10 protein-coding genes are annotated in these 17,160 nt (G+C 62.7%); 3 read left to right on the top strand and 7 right to left on the bottom strand.

Annotated features, from left to right (window positions below):
• Nucleotides 1-98: 98 nt before the first annotated feature.
• The 5 genes from ACIQLI_RS19220 to ACIQLI_RS19200 form a co-directional block, all read right to left on the bottom strand.
• Nucleotides 99-6,215, bottom strand: a complete 6,117-nt coding sequence (locus ACIQLI_RS19220; RefSeq protein WP_400391302.1) for an Ig-like domain-containing protein — start codon at nt 6,213-6,215, stop codon at nt 99-101.
• Nucleotides 6,216-6,501: 286 nt separating this feature from the next.
• Nucleotides 6,502-7,680 carry an adenylate/guanylate cyclase domain-containing protein gene (locus ACIQLI_RS19215; protein WP_400391299.1) on the bottom strand — a complete coding sequence of 393 codons (1,179 nt, stop codon included), beginning with the start codon at nt 7,678-7,680 and terminating at the stop codon, nt 6,502-6,504.
• Complete coding sequence (locus ACIQLI_RS19210) at nt 7,670-8,263, bottom strand: PH domain-containing protein (protein WP_400391297.1); 594 nt, start codon at nt 8,261-8,263, stop codon at nt 7,670-7,672. The genes ACIQLI_RS19215 and ACIQLI_RS19210 overlap by 11 nt, the downstream gene beginning before the upstream one ends.
• Nucleotides 8,256-9,179, bottom strand: a complete 924-nt coding sequence (locus ACIQLI_RS19205) for a biotin--[acetyl-CoA-carboxylase] ligase (RefSeq protein WP_400391294.1) — start codon at nt 9,177-9,179, stop codon at nt 8,256-8,258. Before ACIQLI_RS19205 ends, ACIQLI_RS19210 begins: the two co-directional genes overlap by 8 nt.
• 68 nt (nt 9,180-9,247) lie before the next feature.
• Nucleotides 9,248-10,126 carry an SDR family oxidoreductase gene (locus ACIQLI_RS19200; RefSeq protein ID WP_400391292.1) on the bottom strand — a complete coding sequence of 293 codons (879 nt, stop codon included), beginning with the start codon at nt 10,124-10,126 and terminating at the stop codon, nt 9,248-9,250.
• 212 nt (nt 10,127-10,338) lie between these two features.
• Here ACIQLI_RS19200 and ACIQLI_RS19195 point away from each other — a divergent pair, with 212 nt between their 5' ends.
• From ACIQLI_RS19195 to ACIQLI_RS19185, 3 genes are all read left to right on the top strand, one after another.
• Nucleotides 10,339-11,922, top strand: a complete 1,584-nt coding sequence (locus ACIQLI_RS19195) for an acyl-CoA carboxylase subunit beta (protein ID WP_207596893.1) — start codon at nt 10,339-10,341, stop codon at nt 11,920-11,922.
• Nucleotides 11,919-12,164, top strand: coding sequence for an acyl-CoA carboxylase subunit epsilon (locus tag ACIQLI_RS19190; protein WP_400391289.1), 246 nt, complete (start codon nt 11,919-11,921; stop codon nt 12,162-12,164). Before ACIQLI_RS19195 ends, ACIQLI_RS19190 begins: the two co-directional genes overlap by 4 nt.
• A gap of 66 nt (nt 12,165-12,230) precedes the next feature.
• The gene (locus ACIQLI_RS19185) at nt 12,231-13,913 is read left to right on the top strand and encodes a DUF885 domain-containing protein (RefSeq protein ID WP_400391286.1); all 1,683 of its coding nucleotides are present in this window, start codon (nt 12,231-12,233) and stop codon (nt 13,911-13,913) included.
• A 171-nt stretch (nt 13,914-14,084) separates the two neighbouring features.
• Here the strand turns inward: ACIQLI_RS19185 and ACIQLI_RS19180 are convergent, their stop codons facing one another.
• Both ACIQLI_RS19180 and ACIQLI_RS19175 read right to left on the bottom strand, forming a co-directional pair.
• Complete coding sequence (locus ACIQLI_RS19180; protein WP_400391284.1) at nt 14,085-14,420, bottom strand: hypothetical protein; 336 nt, start codon at nt 14,418-14,420, stop codon at nt 14,085-14,087.
• 1,061 nt (nt 14,421-15,481) lie between these two features.
• On the bottom strand, nt 15,482-17,160 hold a 1,679-nt coding region (locus ACIQLI_RS19175), incomplete at its 5' end, for an RHS repeat-associated core domain-containing protein (RefSeq protein WP_400391282.1).

Genomic DNA, 17,160 nt, shown 5'->3' with positions numbered 1-17,160 from the left:
CACCCGAGACCGGGCTATCCATTGGCTTTGACAGACTACGGCCTTAGCTACCGGCTGCGCGATGGGGAGATCTGCCCCGCGCCTGACCTTTATAACGGTCAGCACGGGGGCGCTCCGATGCCTGCGGGGTCCGGAAGGTGGGTGTGACCTGCGATGATGTACCGGCCCACGTTGCGGTAGGAGCCGGATTCGATCCTCCACCAACGGTGCATGCCGGTCCAGTTATCCGTTTGGTCAATGTAACAACGCACCACAATGGGGCCTTGATCGGCGGAAGCCATCCATGGCGGGGTGTTGTTGCTTTGCCCGTCACACGTTTTCCTGTTCGGATCGTAGTTGGCCCCTCCTGCTGTAAAGCTGCAAGACCGCACCACCGCGCCTGGGTTCATAGTGGTGGTCCACTCCCCCTGGCGTCCGGACTTGGCACTGGTCGACGCCAGGCCGCCGCCCGTGCCGAGAGAGTTGAACGTCTGCACCGTGATGCTATGTGCTTCTTCCCACCCGGCAGTGTTGATCGTGCGGCTACCGGAGGCTCCTACCGTCTCCCAGCCCCCACTATCGATGCGGATCTTCGTCGTCTTGACGTCATTGGTGGACGATGAGGGAGATGACCAATTGAAGGTCACCGATTTCTGGTTCACGGCACCGTTTGACCCCGACGCCGAGGGCGTACCCGGCGCACCAAATGGCGTGGCGGATGGCGCGGCAGCGGCATCGGAACTGGGCGCCACGGTTGAATGTGCCGTCACTGTCACAGTGGTGGCCTGGCCGTTGGCGAACCCTCCTACGGTCTGCCCGGGCTGGATGGCACCGGAACGTCCGCCTGCGGAGTAGGTGTAGCTGACTTCGTTGGCCTTGGAGCCATTGCGCTGGGTATCGCCGAGCGCACTGAAGTTGATGGTGAGCTGGCCACCAGCGGCGCCGGTGTTGGCCGGCGTCGCGCTGACGTTTTGAACGGTACCCAGTTTTCCGGTGGCCCTTCGCGGCGGTGACGCGGCGCTGACCAGGCTCTTGCCTGCTTTGTTCTCGGCCTGGACAGTAAACGTGTACGCCGATTCGTTGGTGGAAACCTTGAAGGTGGCTGTCCGGACGTTCCCCGGAATGGTCTGAGTCTGGGTGGTGCCGCTGCCACCACTCATGGTGACGTAATAGCTCTTGATGGGGTCACCATTGATGCCCGGCTCAGCCCAGTCGACGCGGAGCTGGTTTTGCGCACCGACTGCGGACACCACAGTGGTACTCGGCGGCGCCGGTGTTGCGGGGATACCGGCAGGGTGGTCCTCGGCTGAATACAGCCCCCAGTCGGACGGGCCAAGATCGTTGACGGCCTGCGCGCGCACTTTGTACTTCACACCGTTGGTCAGGCCCGGCCAAGTGTAGCTGAGGCCGGTGACATCGTTCTTGACGGCAATGCCGTTGGCGGGCGGCGGAGAGATCTCCAGGTTGTAGTGCTTCACCGGTGAACCCTCGGTTTTGGCAGGGGTCCAAGTGATCGCCAGGTCCTTGTCGCCGGCCTTGACCGTGGGCACGTCCGGGGGCGACGGCTTCTCATCCGGAGTGATCTCGTTGGAGGGCACGGAGGGCTGGGATTCGCCTACCTCATTGGTGGCAACCACGGTGAACACATACTTGACGTTGTTGGTCAGTCCAGTCAACGTACACGTCGTCGTGGGGCACTCCTGCTGGAACCCGGCCGCTTTCACCGTGTACTTGGTGATGGCTGCGCCATTGTCCGACGGCGGCGCCCACTTGAGGACAGCCGTTTTGCTGCGGACGTCCGTAGCCACCGGCGCCGAAGGAGCATCGGGCTTGTCCCTCACGGTGATCCGGACACGGCCCACGGCTTGCCGGCTGGGATCATCGGTCTTGTCCTTGATGGTGTACCTGACTACCAGGACCCCCTTGAAGCCGTCGGCGGGCGTCACCGTGATGGAGTCGCCTCCAATGGCAGGCTCGCCTGATGCGGATCCGGTTTCCACCACGGCGGAAAGCACGGTCAAGGGTTCGCTGAAGGGGTTGAAGTCGTTGCCCAGCACATTGATGGTTTCGGACTGGCCGGCGTTGGCCTTGTCGAGGACATCATCGTTCGCTGCCGGTTTGGGTCGGTTCGATGAGACTACGGAGACGGTAACGGCTGCCTTCGCAGGCTCCGAGCGGCCATCGGTCACCTTGAGCGGCACGGTCCCGCGGGCGCCGGGGTTCAGTGAACCCCCGGGGGTGATTTTCAGGACCGTACCCTCCACCCGCGCGTCGAATCCGCCGGGCAGGTCACCGTCCACGCTGAACGTGAGCTTGCCTTGGTCCTGCTCATCGACGTCCGCGGCAAGGTTGGCCAGGTCCAGTTCGGTAGTGTCCCCCTTTGGCGCTTCAATCGCAGCTCCACTGAAGGAGGGGGCGTGATTGGCGTTGGGGTTCGGGAGCACCTTGGTCTGGATGGTCAGAGTGGACTTCAAGCCCTCGACATCGTCGGGACCACTGCCGTCGGTCACTTCGAAGGTGATGGACCCGGGCCCCACGTACTCAGGCCGGGCCGCATACCTCAGCGCAGTACCGTCACCAGCAATGACGTTGGTGGAGTCACCGCCCAGGACACGGATCTTGTCCGCCACCGTGATGCGGGGTTGACGGCCGTCCCTGACCTTGACGTGATCTTGAAGGGCCACAGTAACTTCCTCCCCCGCGGTGACCTCCACGATCTCAGTGGTGGAAAGCGTGGGGTACTGGAGGCCCTGCCCTGGAATCCACATGACGGCGGTGGCTGACTGCCCGTCAATATCGGTGACGGTGTACGGAATCAACTGGTCCTCGGGCAGGAGTGTCACCACCACGTTGCCTGCGGTGCCGACTCGCGCATTCGGGTTTCCGTCCGGCAGGGAAATGGTGAGGTCCTCCGCCACGCCGTCGGGATCGGAATCGTTCTTCACCACCGGAACGTCAACCGCAGTCTTACCCAGGGTCTCGGCCAGCGTGATTCGGTCGTCCACTGCCACGGGAGCATGGAGGGGCGCGGTCGGGCTTGTCTGGACACGGATGACCGCGGCCGCTTCAGCCTTCTTATCGTCCTGAATCCGGTAGCTGATGCTGTCCGTGCCGGCTGCACCCGGCGCCATGAGGACCACCTTTCCTGCGGCAGCTTCAACCTGCAGTTCCGGTTTGGCCTCGAACGCAGACACCAAAGCGATGGGGTCGCCGTCGGGGTCTGAATCGTTTTTCAGTGCGTTCACCGCCACCCGTCGTCCGGGCCGGACATCGATGACGTCGTCCACCGCAATGGGCTTCTGGTTATCGGCTTCCGCAGGCGCAATGCCCACGATCACCGTGCCGGTGTTCTCCGCACCGATACGATCCCGTACGCGGTAGCTGAACGTGTCAGTGCCTGCAGACGTGCCTCCGGCGGTGAACTCGAGGTACCCATCCCGCAGGATGGCTGTCCCCAGCTCGGGAGCTTTATCGATGCCCATCAGTTGCACCGAGTCGCCATCGGCATCGATACCGTCCAGGGGAACGGGGATCCTTACCGTCATCCCCGCAACCACGCGGGCTGTCAGATTCCGGGGCTCCGGCCTGGTGTTGGTGGCGTCGTCGCGGGCGCGGATGCGGATGGTGACTTGCTGCGAGTCAGTTTGGCCCGAGGCATTGCTGACCTTGTAGATGGCATAAACGGTGGTGGGTTCCTCGCCAGCGATGTAGCGCAGGGTGTTGCCGGCAAGGAAGATCCGTCCGGCTTTTTCGTCCGGCTGCTGGGCCAGGACCGGGTCCAGCGTCAGTTCTCCACCATTGGGATCCGTGTCGTTCTCCAAGACCGGGATGGTGACGACGTCGCCGGCACGCACGGAGACCTCGTCCGGTTTGGCCTGCGGTGCCTGAAGTTTGGTGGGCGCCGGGACAACCTGGACTGAAATATCCCCGGTTGCGGAGGCTTTGCCGTTGGAGATCGTGTATTTCAACGAGAGCTGCCCTTGGGCCCGGATGTCGGTGATCTTGATGACCGAGTGGTCAAGGACCGCGACCGAAACCGGGAGCCCGTCGGCTGCCGTGACCGACTGGACCACCAGAACGCCCCCGCCGGGATCCGAGTCATTGCCCAACACATCAACCACAGTGCTGCCACCGCTGGGCAGGAGCGCTATATCGCGGACAGCAACGGGCGCACCGTCACTGTTGCCGGAAACGACGTCGACACGCACCAGCTGCTGCGCACTCGCGGGCCCGTTGGTCACCATGTAGGTCACATAGTGGGGACCCACGGTCGTGGAATTGAAAGTAAAGGTTTGCTGGTCGGGCCCCACCACGGCTGTTGACTGCGGATCCGGCTGTGCCTGAGCCAGCCGCAACGTGCCGCCCTGGGGATCGGTATCGTTCTTGAGCGGCGCGATCACCGTGTCCTGGCCCGCCACCGCAACTACGTGGTCCGCGTTCGCGATCGGCGGCAGTGCGCCGGGAGCACGAACGTCAACACTGATCTGCCCTTGGGTGGTCAGCGACCCGTCCGAAACACTGACAGTCAGCGTTTTACGGCCCGGCCCCGCCCCCGAGTCCTGGAAGGTGAGCAAGCCATCAGGCCTGATCCGCACCTGGTCCGCGGGATCGCTGCTGGAGACGGCGACGGCAAAGATGTCATCGCCGTCGGGGTCCAACCAATCGGTGAGGACAAACTGGCTGGCGATCTTTCCGGACTGGACCACCACGGCGTTGTTCCGGTTGGGTTTGGGCTGGGGGGCATTGTTTTCCTCCGCAGGCACGATCCTCAGGTCGACGTCCGCGCCGCCTGTACCGCCACGGCCATCATCCACCGAATACTTGAAGGTTTCGGAGCCCGTGGTTCCTGCGGGGACTGCGATCTGGAAGCCGGTGCCACCGTAGACAGCGGACAAAGCGCCTGACTTCAATGGCTCGCTGGTGCTGACCGTGAGGACGTCGCCGTCGGCATCGGCGTCGTTGTCCAGGACGGGCAGGACAGTGGTCTTCCCGGCCCTGACCCCGAAGGCATCAGGTTTGGCTACCGGCACGGTGTTGGGTTTGCTGCGGTCCGGAAGGACTGTCTGCTGGACTTCATCCGCAGAGTCCTTCTCGGCGTCGTCCGAGGTCTGCTGGGGCGGGATGACGTCATCCCAGTTGTTGACCAGCTGCATGTTCTGGTTGACCATCCAGACGTTGCCTGAGTTGACGTCGTTCAGCACCACGAGATCGCGGTTGACCCGGAAAACGTACGACGGCGACGCACTCGCCTTGGGAACGTCGGACCGCCTGCTGTCTGCCTCGTTGGTGCATTCCCGGACGTATTTGTTGGCACCGGACCACGCTGCGTACGTGCAGGATCCCAGATGCACCGGCGCGGCCGGAATCCCCTGACCGTCCGCTTGGACCGTCTTGGCGGTCCCGCCGTCCAGGGGTTGCAGGAGCAGTGCCTTCGGTGTGGCGATGGCGACGCTGTTGGCGTCCGGGCCGCTCTGCTGCAGCTTGGCTTCCCTGGCATCGTCCAGATGCACCCTGTTGCCCCCGGGCAGCACGATCTCGCCTGTGGCCGCATTGAGGACCACTGCTTTGTCGCCGACGGTTGCCAACTGGACCTCGCCGTCGGCCTTTAAGGCGTCGTCTTTCCTGACCTGTGAGTCCACGGACTTACCGTCAATGTCTACCTTTGTGGCCGTCAGTGTCCCGGTTTTCGGGTCCAGCGTATGGATGGTGTCGTCCACACCCACCACTGAGACCACACCGGGCGACTGCTCGAACAAGGGTTCCGACTCGTCGCTGAAACCGCCGATGGAGGTGGGCGAAACAGCCCAGACTTTGCCCTGGGACGGGTCGGTGACAGCCAGTACTTTGTTGCCGAAGCTCACTTCCGCGGAGCCCGGCAGTTTTTGGTCGCCGCCGAGTTTCATATTGGCTGCACTGACGGGGTTGATGGTCCCGCCGTCCGCGTCATCGATGAAAATATCGCCGGCCTGCTGAAGGATATCGAAGTTGGTGCTGGCCGGGGTCACTGCCCCATCCAGCGACTTGGAAGGGTAGTTCAGCCGGCCGGCCGCGTTCTTGGTCTTACTGACCACCCAGACGCCGCCGTCGTTCAGTTCCACCTCGGTGGTCTTGAACCCCGGGTAGAGGATGGCACCTGTTACCAGGACAGCCGCTGCGGCAGTGAAGGCAGTGGCTGCGATGACCTTACGCCGGCGGTTATTGGCACGGCGTTTTCCGGACCCATCAGGCAGAGCCATCCAACATTCCCCCACAGTTCAGGCAGCACGAAGCAGCCGGCGCCGACCCCCACGGCGAAACACGACACGATCAACGCACAGCCTACCGGGTTACTCCATCGATTAGCTAAGTCGTGACGTGAATCGCACACTGAAATCCCGCCTCAACCCCCGCACGCTCTCTCACATAACAGCCCTTAAAGCCGATCGCTCGCTCACTTTCCTGAGGAAAGTGAGCGAGCGTTCGGCTCAAGCCCGAGGAAAGTGAGAGAGCGTGCGCCTTGAAAGGCGGGCTGTCAGAAGGCGCCTAGTCCAGCACGAGTCCCTTGCCGCGGCCACGGGCCAGCATGACGGGATGAATCTCGCCGAAACCGCGAACATTTTCAGACTTCTGCGGAACCAGGACGAACCTGTCATCCTGCCCCAGCGCAGCGGCTGTCATGGCATCCACCAAAACGGTGCCGGGCTGGGCCAGGGTGGTGAGGCGGGCAGCGAGGTTGACGGTTGGTCCGTAGATGTCGCCCAGCCTGGACAGGATACGGCCCCAGACCATGGAGACGCGGCATTGCGGCAGGATTTCGTCCTCGGTGAAGGCCTGCGCCAACGCCAGGGAGATCTCGGCCCCGGCTGCGGGCGTCTCGGCAATGTAAAGGACTTCATCGCCCACGGTCTTGACCAACCGGCCGCCACCCACGGAGATAATTTCGGCGCACTTGTTCTCAAAGCGCTGTACCAACTGAGCGAGGGTCTTCTCATTCATGCGGCGCGAGAGGCTGGTGTAGGAGACGAGGTCGGCGAAGCCCACGGCCCGCGCCAGGGGCAACGGCGAATCGTCCTCGTCGCCCTCGCGGCCTTCCTCACTGGCTTGGAGCCCGGCTTCAGCGCGAACCGCCAGGCGTTGCACACCTGCATTGAGTTGACGGCGGTAGGAGTAGACCAGGATCTCTTCGAGCGAGTCCACCAGGCCGGGCAGCTGACCTACCAGTTGCTTACGGGCCACGGCATCCGGAATGCCCTGCTCGGACACCATGTCTTCCACCAGGGCCTCTATCTGCCAAACCACCATGCGGTCCGTCATCTGCCCGATCGACCGGGTGACAGAAATGGCGGCTTCCTCGGTCAGGACGCCGGCCCGGACAAGGTCCAGGATGGTGGACAACGCCGCCTGGTCGCGTTCCGTAAAAGCGACGTCTTCGTCGCCGAAGTTCGGGAATCCCAACGCACGCCAAATTTTGCGGGCGGACAGAATGGATACCCCTGCCCCTGCGGCAACTTCACGACGACGAAGCTTACGTTCGCCGCCCAGCAGCTTTGATTCCAGTGCTTTGATGGCCAGTCGCTCGGCAGACATGACGCCCGTGGGCGGACCGCTCTGCACCGCAACCGGAGCAGGCCCCGCGTCGGTGTCCTCATCCACGGAAGGTTCGGGAACGGCGTCGAACTCCCGGTCCAAGTCCTCGCCGGACTGCTGATCCTCAACGCTCATCTCTTCCACCTTCTCTCAGCTCCCATGGCAACTGGTCATAGTCCGTCAATACTTGGCCCTCAAAAACCTCACCTTGCGGGAGTTCGTCCATCGCGTCAAGAATGAATCCCCGGAATTTCGCGACGTCCGGAACATCCGCCAGGATGGCCGTTCCGGAGTGCCCGGTATCCAAGGATATATTCCCGGAGTGCAATGTCCGTTGGAGCATGCTCTGGTGGACGCCCACGTTGCGGACCGCCATGAGCGATACCTGCCAGTCTCGGCGTCGAAACATTCCATATTTGGCAAGTATCCGTCTGCTCGTCAGGATGTAGCGGACGGAGTTCCAGCGCATGACGCGGCGCAGGCTGTAAGCCAGCAACAACCATGCTGCGAGTACCAAACACAGGCCAACCAGCCATGGTGTCCATTCCACTGTAATTAACGGCGCCACTCGCTGGGCATTTCCTTTGACAATCCAGGCGCAGGCATAACCGGTGAGGGCAGGTGCAACCAGGAAGGCAAGCACGGGAAAGAAGAGGGAGCGGGCCTGTTGGCGTGTGATGGTGATGACCTGCTCTCCAGGAAGCAGCTCTTTACGCATAACCGCTTTCTGTGGCGCGCAGGTGCACCACATCACCAGCTGTCACAACATGTTCCCTGCCGCCGTGGTCCACCACCAGCAAGGAGCCGTGCTCGTCCAAACGCGAAGCATGGCCCACAAGCTCGTGATCTCCCGGCAAGTGTGCCCGGACCTCCCGGCCCAACGTCACCATGGCCGACTCGACCCGCTTGTGGAGGGAAGGTCCGCCGGCCAGACCGGCAGCGGGGTCCCCTTCTGAATTGCAGAAGCTACGGTAAAGCCGGGCGAAGCGGGACAGGTAGCTTTTCAGCAGCGCGGTGCGGTCCGTCGTCGTGGCCCCTTCCAAGGCCAACGACGTAGCTGTCTTGACCGGCAACTCCTCCTCAGCCAGCGTCACGTTGAGGCCCACTCCGAGGATCACTGCGGGAACCGAGCCATCGCCGATGTTTGTCATCTGCGCCAGGATGCCCGCGATCTTGCGGCCGTTGACCAGGACGTCGTTGGGCCACTTGATATCGGCTGTTACCCCGGCCGTTTCCTGCAAAGCCTCGCGCAGGGCGACCGCAGCAAGAAGGGACAACCACGAATAACTCTGCGTTGGTACCGGCATGCCCTCTGCCGTAACAGGACGGAGCACTATGGACACCGACACCGCTGAACGCTCAGGCGACTCCCAGTGCCGGTCCAGCCGTCCACGCGCCGCCGTCTGGTGTTCGGCGGTCAGAACGGAAAGGTCAGCCCACTTTTTGGGCTCAACGGTGACCGCCCGTACCAGGTCCTGGTTGGTGGACCCTGTGGACTGGACAACGGTCAGTTGCGAAATGCCCGTGGCAGACAGGAAGTCCGACTGCAGCAACGCTTCACGGTCCAAGGCAGGCCGCTCGGGACCGGCGGCTGGGAGGTGGGGTTCGCTGCTGTCTGGCTGTTCGGCATCCATAGCTGAATCCTATCCAGTTACGGCGGTCCGGGACGGCCCACGGTCCTGAAAAGCGGCTGGGAATCCGCCTAGAGAAAAATGTCCGGAACCAGGCGGTCTTCGGGCGCTCCCAGGCTGTACGGCGAAAAGTCCGACACACCGGCAGCTGTCAAGACCTCTTCGTCGGTGAAGAATTTGCCTGTTGCCCCGGAACCGGTCAGGACAGCATGTGCGGCATCGGCCATGATTTCGGGGCCTCGTGCTGCTTGCACGATTTGCTGCCCGCCGGGCATGTTCCGGATCGCGGCTGTATCAATCAGCGTGCAAGGCCAGAGGGAGTTGACCGACACGCCGTCGTTCTTGAGCTCTTCGGCCAATCCCAGGGTGGTCAGGCTCATTCCGTACTTGGCCATGGTGTAGGCAAGATGCATGCCGGCCCATTTCGGGTCCAGGTTCAGGGGCGGGGAAAGGGTGAGAATGTGGCCGTGGCTGGATTCCCTGAGCGCCGGCAGCGCCAGCTTGGAGAGCAGGAAGGTGCCACGGACATTAATGTCCTGCATGAGGTCGTAGCGCTTCATGTCCACGGCATCGGTGCGGGACAGGTCGATTGCCGAGGCGTTGTTAACCACGACGTCGATCCCCCCGAAACGCTCGACGGCGGCGGTTACTGCTGCGGCGACGTCGTCATCGTTGCGGACGTCCCCGACGAGCGGCAAGGCCTGGCCGCCGGCCGCCACCAATTGATCCGCGGCGGTGAAGACTGTGCCTTCGAGTTTGGGATGGGGGTCCCCCGTCTTGGCCATGAGCACGATATTGGCGCCATCGCGGGCCGCGCGGGTGGCGATGGCCAAGCCGATGCCCCGGCTGCCGCCGGACATGAGGATGGTCCGGCCCTTGAGCGAACCGGTGGCCACGTAGGGAGTTTGCGTCGGCGCAGGTGCGCGGGAAGCGTCGTTGCTTGAAGTCATGGGGACACTCTAACCCAACTATGTTACTGACGGGTAACATAGCGATGGCTTTGGCTTGGACGCGGAAAATTGTAGGGTTTCTACAGCAGTTCGCGGCTAAGGCGTCACTAGACTGGCCTGCGGGGCCTGTTCTTTGTACGGAAGCTACTTAAGCTTTGGGACCAACACCGAACTGCGCCAGCGAAAATCAGCTACAGAGCCGGAGACACTTGATGAGCCACGATCTGACAACGACAGCGGGAAAGATTGCCGACTTCCGCGACCGCCAGGCCCGTGCAGAGCAACCTTCCGGCCCGGAAGCGATTGAGAAGCAGCACGCACGGGGCAAGAACACGGCCCGCGAACGCATCGACCTCTTGGTTGATCCGGGCTCCTTTGTCGAGTTCGACGCCCTGGCAGTCCACCGCTCCACCGCCTTCGGCATGGAGAAGAAGAAGCCCCTCGGCGACGGCGTGGTCTCCGGATACGGCACCGTTGATGGCCGCCTCATCGCCATCTACAGCCAGGACTTCAGCGTCTACGGCGGCTCCCTGAGCCAGGTCAACGGCGAGAAGATCGTCAAAGTCCAGGAATTCGCCCTCCGCAACGGTTGCCCGGTTGTGGGTATCAACGACGGCGGCGGCGCGCGTATCCAGGAAGGCGTGGCTTCGCTGGCCATGTTCGCTGACATCTTCCGCAACAACGTCCACGCTTCCGGCGTGGTCCCGCAGATCTCCCTCATCATGGGTCCGTGCGCCGGCGGCGCCGCCTACTCCCCCGCCCTGACCGACTATGTGGTCATGGTGGACAAGACCTCGCACATGTTCATCACCGGCCCGGACGTCATCAAGACTGTCACCGGCGAAGACGTGGACATGGAAACCCTTGGTGGTGCCCGCCAGCACAACGCCACCACCGGAACCTCCACCTACCTTGCCTCCGACGAAGCAGACGCGATCGAATTCGTCCGCGAACTCCTGGACTTCCTGCCCTCCAACAACCTGTCCGAAGCACCCGTGGTGGAGCACGACCAGGAACTGGAACTCAACGACGACGACCTCGCCTTGGACGCGCTGATCCCCGATTCCGCCAACCAGCCGTACGACATGCGCAAGGTCATTGAGCAGATCGTGGACGACGCGCACTTCCTGGAAATGCAGTCCCTGTACGCCCCCAACGTGATGATCGGCTACGGCCGCGTTGAGGGACACACCGTGGGCATCGTGGCCAACCAGCCCATGCAGTTTGCCGGAACCCTGGACATCTCCGCCTCGGAAAAGGCTGCCCGCTTTGTCCGCCACTGCGATGCGTTCAACATCCCCATCATCACCCTGGTGGACGTCCCGGGCTTCCTGCCCGGCAAGGACCAGGAATTCCAAGGCATCATCCGCCGCGGCGCCAAGCTCCTCTACGCCTACGCCGAAGCAACGGTCCCCAAGCTCACCGTGATCACCCGCAAGGCCTACGGTGGCGCGTACATCGTGATGGGCTCCAAGAAGCTCGGCGCAGACCTGAACCTCGCCTGGCCCACCGCCCAGATCGGCGTCATGGGCGCCCAGGGTGCCGTGAATATCCTGTACCGTCGCGACCTTGCTGCTGTTGCCGAAGCCGGCGGTGATGTCGAGGCCAAGCGCGCCGAGATCATCCAGGGTTACGAGGAAGAACTCCTCAACCCGTACCAGGCAGCCCAGCTGGGCTACGTGGACGCCGTCATCGCTCCGTCCGACACGCGCCTCCAGATCATCCGCGGCCTCCGCGCCCTCCGCGACAAGCGCGCCAGCCTGCCCACCAAGAAGCACGGAAACATCCCGCTGTGACCACGCCGAAGCATCGCGCCGATTCGGCGCCGGACGCCGCGCCCACTGAACCACTGTTCTCTGTGGTCAAGGGCGAACCGACATCCGAAGAGCTCGCGGCGATTGCCGCCGTCGTGGTTTCGCTCGGTACGCAGCAGGAGGCTGCCGCAGCCAAGCCGAACGTCCGGCATTGGGTGCGACGCCAGCAGCTGCGGCTGGACCCGTCACCGGGCCCTGGCGCATGGAAGCGCAGCCGCGGCTAGTTTTCCCGCACGTAGAAAAGTTCAACAACCCTTTCACGTAAGCGGTGTCGCGGCTAGGCTCTGTGGGTGACTACTGCAAACACTCCTGTACGCCCGAAGTCCGCCATCGATGCCGTCGCTGACGCGTACACAGAAAAGTTGATCGAACTCAATCCCAGCTTCGCCACCACGCTGGGCTTGCCCGGACACGAAACCGAATATCAGGACTACTCCCCTGCCGGTGCCGAGGCTCATGCGGAAGCCACAAAGTTGGCTTTGGATGCCTTGGCAGGCCTTGAGCCGTCCGATGATGTGGATGCTGTTACCCTCGACGCCATGCGCGAGCGGCTTGGCCTGGAATTGGAGATCCACGAGTCGGGTTGGGACCTCGCCGACCTGAACAACATTGCCTCTCCTGCCCAGGACATCCGCGCCATTTTCGATCTCATGCCCACCGACACCGTGGAGCAGTGGGAACACCTTGCCGGCCGTGCAGCCAACGTTCCTGGCGCCATTGAAGGCTACATTGAGTCGCTTCGCTCCGCTGCTGCCGATGGAAAAGTCGCCGCCGCCCGCCAGGTCCGAATCGTGATCGAGCAGACGGGCCGCTACGCCTCAGAGGACGGCTTCTTCGCCAAAATGGCCACCAACGCTGCTATTGATGGCTCGCCGCTGCCCGCCGAGGTTCAGTCAAGGCTCGACGCCGGGACTGCGGCCGCGCGTTCTGCGTACAGCGCCTTGGGTGGATTCCTTCGGGACGAACTCCTGCCCCTGGCGCCGGAGAAGGACGCAGTCGGGCGCGAACGCTACGCGCTGGCCTCGCGTTCATTCGTTGGCGCCGAAGTAGATCTGGAAGAGACCTACGCTTGGGGCGTCCAGGAACTTGAGCGGCTCATCGGCGAGCAGGAGAAGGTCGCGGCGCAGATCAAGCCCGGCGCCTCCATTGAAGAAGCCAAGGCCATCCTCAATAGCGACCCTGCCCGCCAGATCAAGGGCACCGACGCCTTGAAAGCCTGGATGCAGGAACTCTCCGACCGCGCTGTCTCCGAGCTGGCCGATGTCCACTTCGACATCCCGGACGTCATGAAAACTCTTGAGTGCATGATCGCCCCCACCGACGAGGGCGGCATCTACTACACCGGCCCTTCCGACGACTTCTCCCGGCCCGGACGTATGTGGTGGTCAGTGCCGGCAGGCGAAGACACCTTCACCACATGGTCCGAAACCACCACCGTTTTCCACGAAGGGGTGCCCGGCCACCACCTCCAAGTCGCCACGGCAACCTACCGCCGGGAACTGCTGAACAACTGGCGCCGCAATGTCTGCTGGGTCTCCGGCCACGGTGAAGGCTGGGCGCTCTACGCGGAGCAGCTCATGTTGGAACTGGGCTACCTCAAGGACCCGGGCGACCACATGGGCATGCTGGATGGCCAACGGATGCGGGCAGCCCGCGTAGTGTTCGATATCGGTGTGCACCTGGAACTGCCCGTCCCCGAACGTTGGGGTACCGGCACCTGGACGCCGGATAAGGGCTTCGACTTCCTCAAAGCCAACCTCGACATCAGCGAAGGCCAGCTTCAGTTCGAATTCACCCGCTACCTGGGCTGGCCGGGACAAGCTCCGTCCTACAAGGTGGGGCAGCGTCTGTGGGAGCAGATCCGTGCCGAGCTGGAGTCCCGTGAAGGCTTCGATCTCAAGTCCTTCCACAGCAAAGCCCTCAACGTCGGCTCGGTCGGTTTGGACGTGCTGCGCAGGGCCCTGCTGGGCTGATCTGCTTGAGTGCCCCCGGCCCGAGGCCGGACATCCTCGGTGTGCTGCTCCTTCGTCACTTTGATGCACACTGCCGGATGCCCGGTCTTGGCCATGGGTTCTCGGAGACGGTCGGGATTAAGGCGAGTCCCCTGCGGCAAGGGCAGGCGGGTTTATGCTGCAGTGGGCGGTTCAATCAAACTCGATAAAGTCCCGTATCGCTGCGATCAACCATTCATCCATTGAGGCGTATTCCTTTGCCGAATGACGTAACGCCGCCCCAGTTGCATCCCGCATAACGTCGTAGTCATCGACGACTACGACGTGTATGCCAGTCCAGCAGGCCACATCATCATTGTCGGTCCTCCGTGCAATGGGAACCAGGCTCCATCCCGGAAAAACCTCATCAAGATGCTTCATTCGCTGTGCCTGCTCTGCACCGCGTAGAAGTTCCCACGGTTCCAGATCGACCATCCCACACTCAATCATGCGCTCATCTAGAGCAGGCAATACAACATTCTGCGTCAATGGTTTTCCTCCGAATTGCTGTCAATCCCATCTGAATTTTAGAACTGGCCTAACAGTTCATTTGATATGTTGAAGGAGTTCTCTCAACTGACTTTCAGCGGCATCGATGCGCCAGACTAGTTCCTCACTATAAATTGTCTCCAATACGACCGATATGGCCGCCCCTATGGCATCAGCTTCTCCTTCATCGACAGCTACAGGAAACAGCCTTCCTCATAACAGTCAAAAGATCGATGAACTCCCCAGCAACCCGGATGGGGTGTGGGGCCCGGGTCCGGTGAGGTAGCCACCGGCTCCGCTGATCGCCCCTTCGACACCGTTCTCGACGGCCAACCGGACCACAGGGTTCGTAGCCGCCTTCGTCACGAGTTTCCCGGCCAGCATTCCCGCACCACCGCCGAGCATGCCGAGGCCGCCGGAGATCGCGGCCTAGCCCCAGTTGACTTCGCCGGTGGTCGCTTTTTGGATGACTACGTCGGCGCCGAAGCTCATCAACCCCATGCCCACGACCTAGCCACCGGGGACAAACATCAACGCCGCCCCGCCCACCACAGCAAGGCCTTTCCAGCGTAGGCGTAAGGGTCCATCCCAGCCCGCTCCGACGATCGGGGCGGGGGTTGGTGAAGAGGGAGCCCAGGGTGGTGGGGTCGTAGGCGCGCTTGATGCCGCGATCCGCAGCGCGAAGGCGCGTGCCCCGAACTGGCTCTAAGAACTTTTCCGACCGTCAAATGTAAGTCCGGGCACCCGCATCACCCAAGGGAGAAGGTCCGTATCAGCAAAGACATGAATTGAATATCCTGCCGTAAAATGAAAAATTGGATTCGAAACCCCAGGAACTTCTTCGGATATGGTCATCAGGAAGCGTCCAACCAACCTCTCTGCCTCTCCGTCGAGAAGGTCAGATTCCCAAGGAAATGTTCCCTCGGGAGTTTCAAGTGTCCACGGGCAGTTCAGTGCCAGTGACCAGTTTTCGCCCATTATGCAAACGAACGGGTCGTTGGCTTCAACACGAGTCACCTGCAGCGGAAGAGCCGCCCTTAGCAGAGAGAATTGATCAGCTATCACGGCGCCAAGTTAATGTGAGTGCGTTCTCTTACGAAGAGCGCCCTTTCAGGCCTGGTGAGTCCTCGTGGTGGCTGCACTGGCTTTCCTGTGAAGGGATTGATCGACCCATCGTTGGCATTTGTAAATGAAGCCCTAAGCTGGGCGTCGCCTGAAGGTTCCATAATGCGCACTAGACTACCATCGGGCATGGTGTACATCATGCCCGGCGAGGACGTCGGCTCATTGGGAAAGCCTGCTCTTTGAAATCCTGTTTCCAACGTGGAACGACTCGTCGGTATGATGACGCCGTCTGCACTAGCAATATATGCCGATCCAGACAGGTTGGACGAACCCATCGGCGTGGCGGGTAAGTCGCCTAGGCGGGTCGTGGGCGGGGCCGGGAGGTCGACCCTGTTGGCGGCGCCACCGATAGGGAGTGCGCCTGTTCCTCCGCCGAGGGCTGTTGCGCCCAGCAACCCGGTTGGGGTGTGCGGTCCTGGTCCAGTGAGGTAGCCCCCGGCACCACTGATCGCCCCTTCGACACCGTTCTCGACGGCCATCCGGACCACAGGGTTCGTAGCCGCCTTAGTCGCGAGTTTCCCGGCCAACAATCCCGCACCACCGCCGACCATGCCGAGGCCGCCGGAGATGGCTGCTTGGCCCCAGTTGACTTCGCCGGTGGTTGCTTTTTGGATGACGACGTCGGCGCCGAAGCTCATCAATCCCATGCCCGCGAGTTGTCCGCCGGGGACGAACATCAACGCCGCGCCACCCACGACGGCAAGGCCGCCGACGACGTATTCCCAGTTGTCTCCGAGCCAGTCGCCTGCTGCGGCGAGGGCGCCGCGGGAGGAGCCGTCGTAGGCTTTCAGGTCGGCGTCGGTGAGGGGTCGCAGGCCGGTGGGGTCAGAAGTGTTGAGGGGGTTGTTTCCGGCGTAGGCGTAGGGGTTGCCGTCCCAGCCCGCGCCGAGGACGGGGGCTAGGGGGTCGGTGGAGAGGAATCCCCGGGTGGCCGGGTCGTAGGCGCGTTTGCCGAGCCATTCGAGTCCGGCGATGTCGATCCCGCCACCTGCGGTCAGGCCGATCCCGGCGGGCAACACACTACCGAACCCAGCAGCGGAACCAACCCCTGTACTGGTTGGTGTGGGGCTGCCCGGGTGTGGGGTGGTGGGGGTTCCGAGGACGGCCCAGGGATCGTGCTGGTCCGTGGGCCGGGCGGCACGCCACCCCTGCGCGGTGAAAGCGTCGCCGATGCCGGTGACCCCGCCGGGCAGGGACAACACCTGGGTTGTGTTGATCCCGGCCAGGGTCGGCACGGGTGCTGCGGTGTCCCACCACAACGGTGTCCCGTCCACGGTGGCGAGTTCACCGAGCGCGTCGACGTGGAGCCAGTGCCGGAACACCTCGGCCCCGTCCCGATCCTTTTCGATGGTGCCGGTGAGGTAGCCGGTGGGGCCCCAGGCGTATTCGGTCCAGGACCCGTCCGGGTCGATCACCCTGACCCGCCTGCCCAACCCGTCATACACATACTCGGTGACCGAACCATCAGGTTCCGTAACAGCAAGAAGCTGCCCTGCGGCGTCATAGGCGAAGGTGCGTGCCCCGGTGGGGGTGGTTTCGCGGAGCAGCCGCCCACCGGCGTCGTATTCCCACCCCACCACCGCAGCGGTGGTTCCTGTTTCTGTGGTGGTGGCGG

The organism is Paenarthrobacter sp. NPDC091669 (assembly GCF_044756725.1).
Taxonomy (GTDB): Bacteria; Actinomycetota; Actinomycetes; order Actinomycetales; family Micrococcaceae; genus Arthrobacter; species Arthrobacter bambusae_C.
The sequence above is the reverse complement of the archived record's forward strand: the minus strand, read 5'-3'. Positions and strand labels throughout refer to the sequence as shown.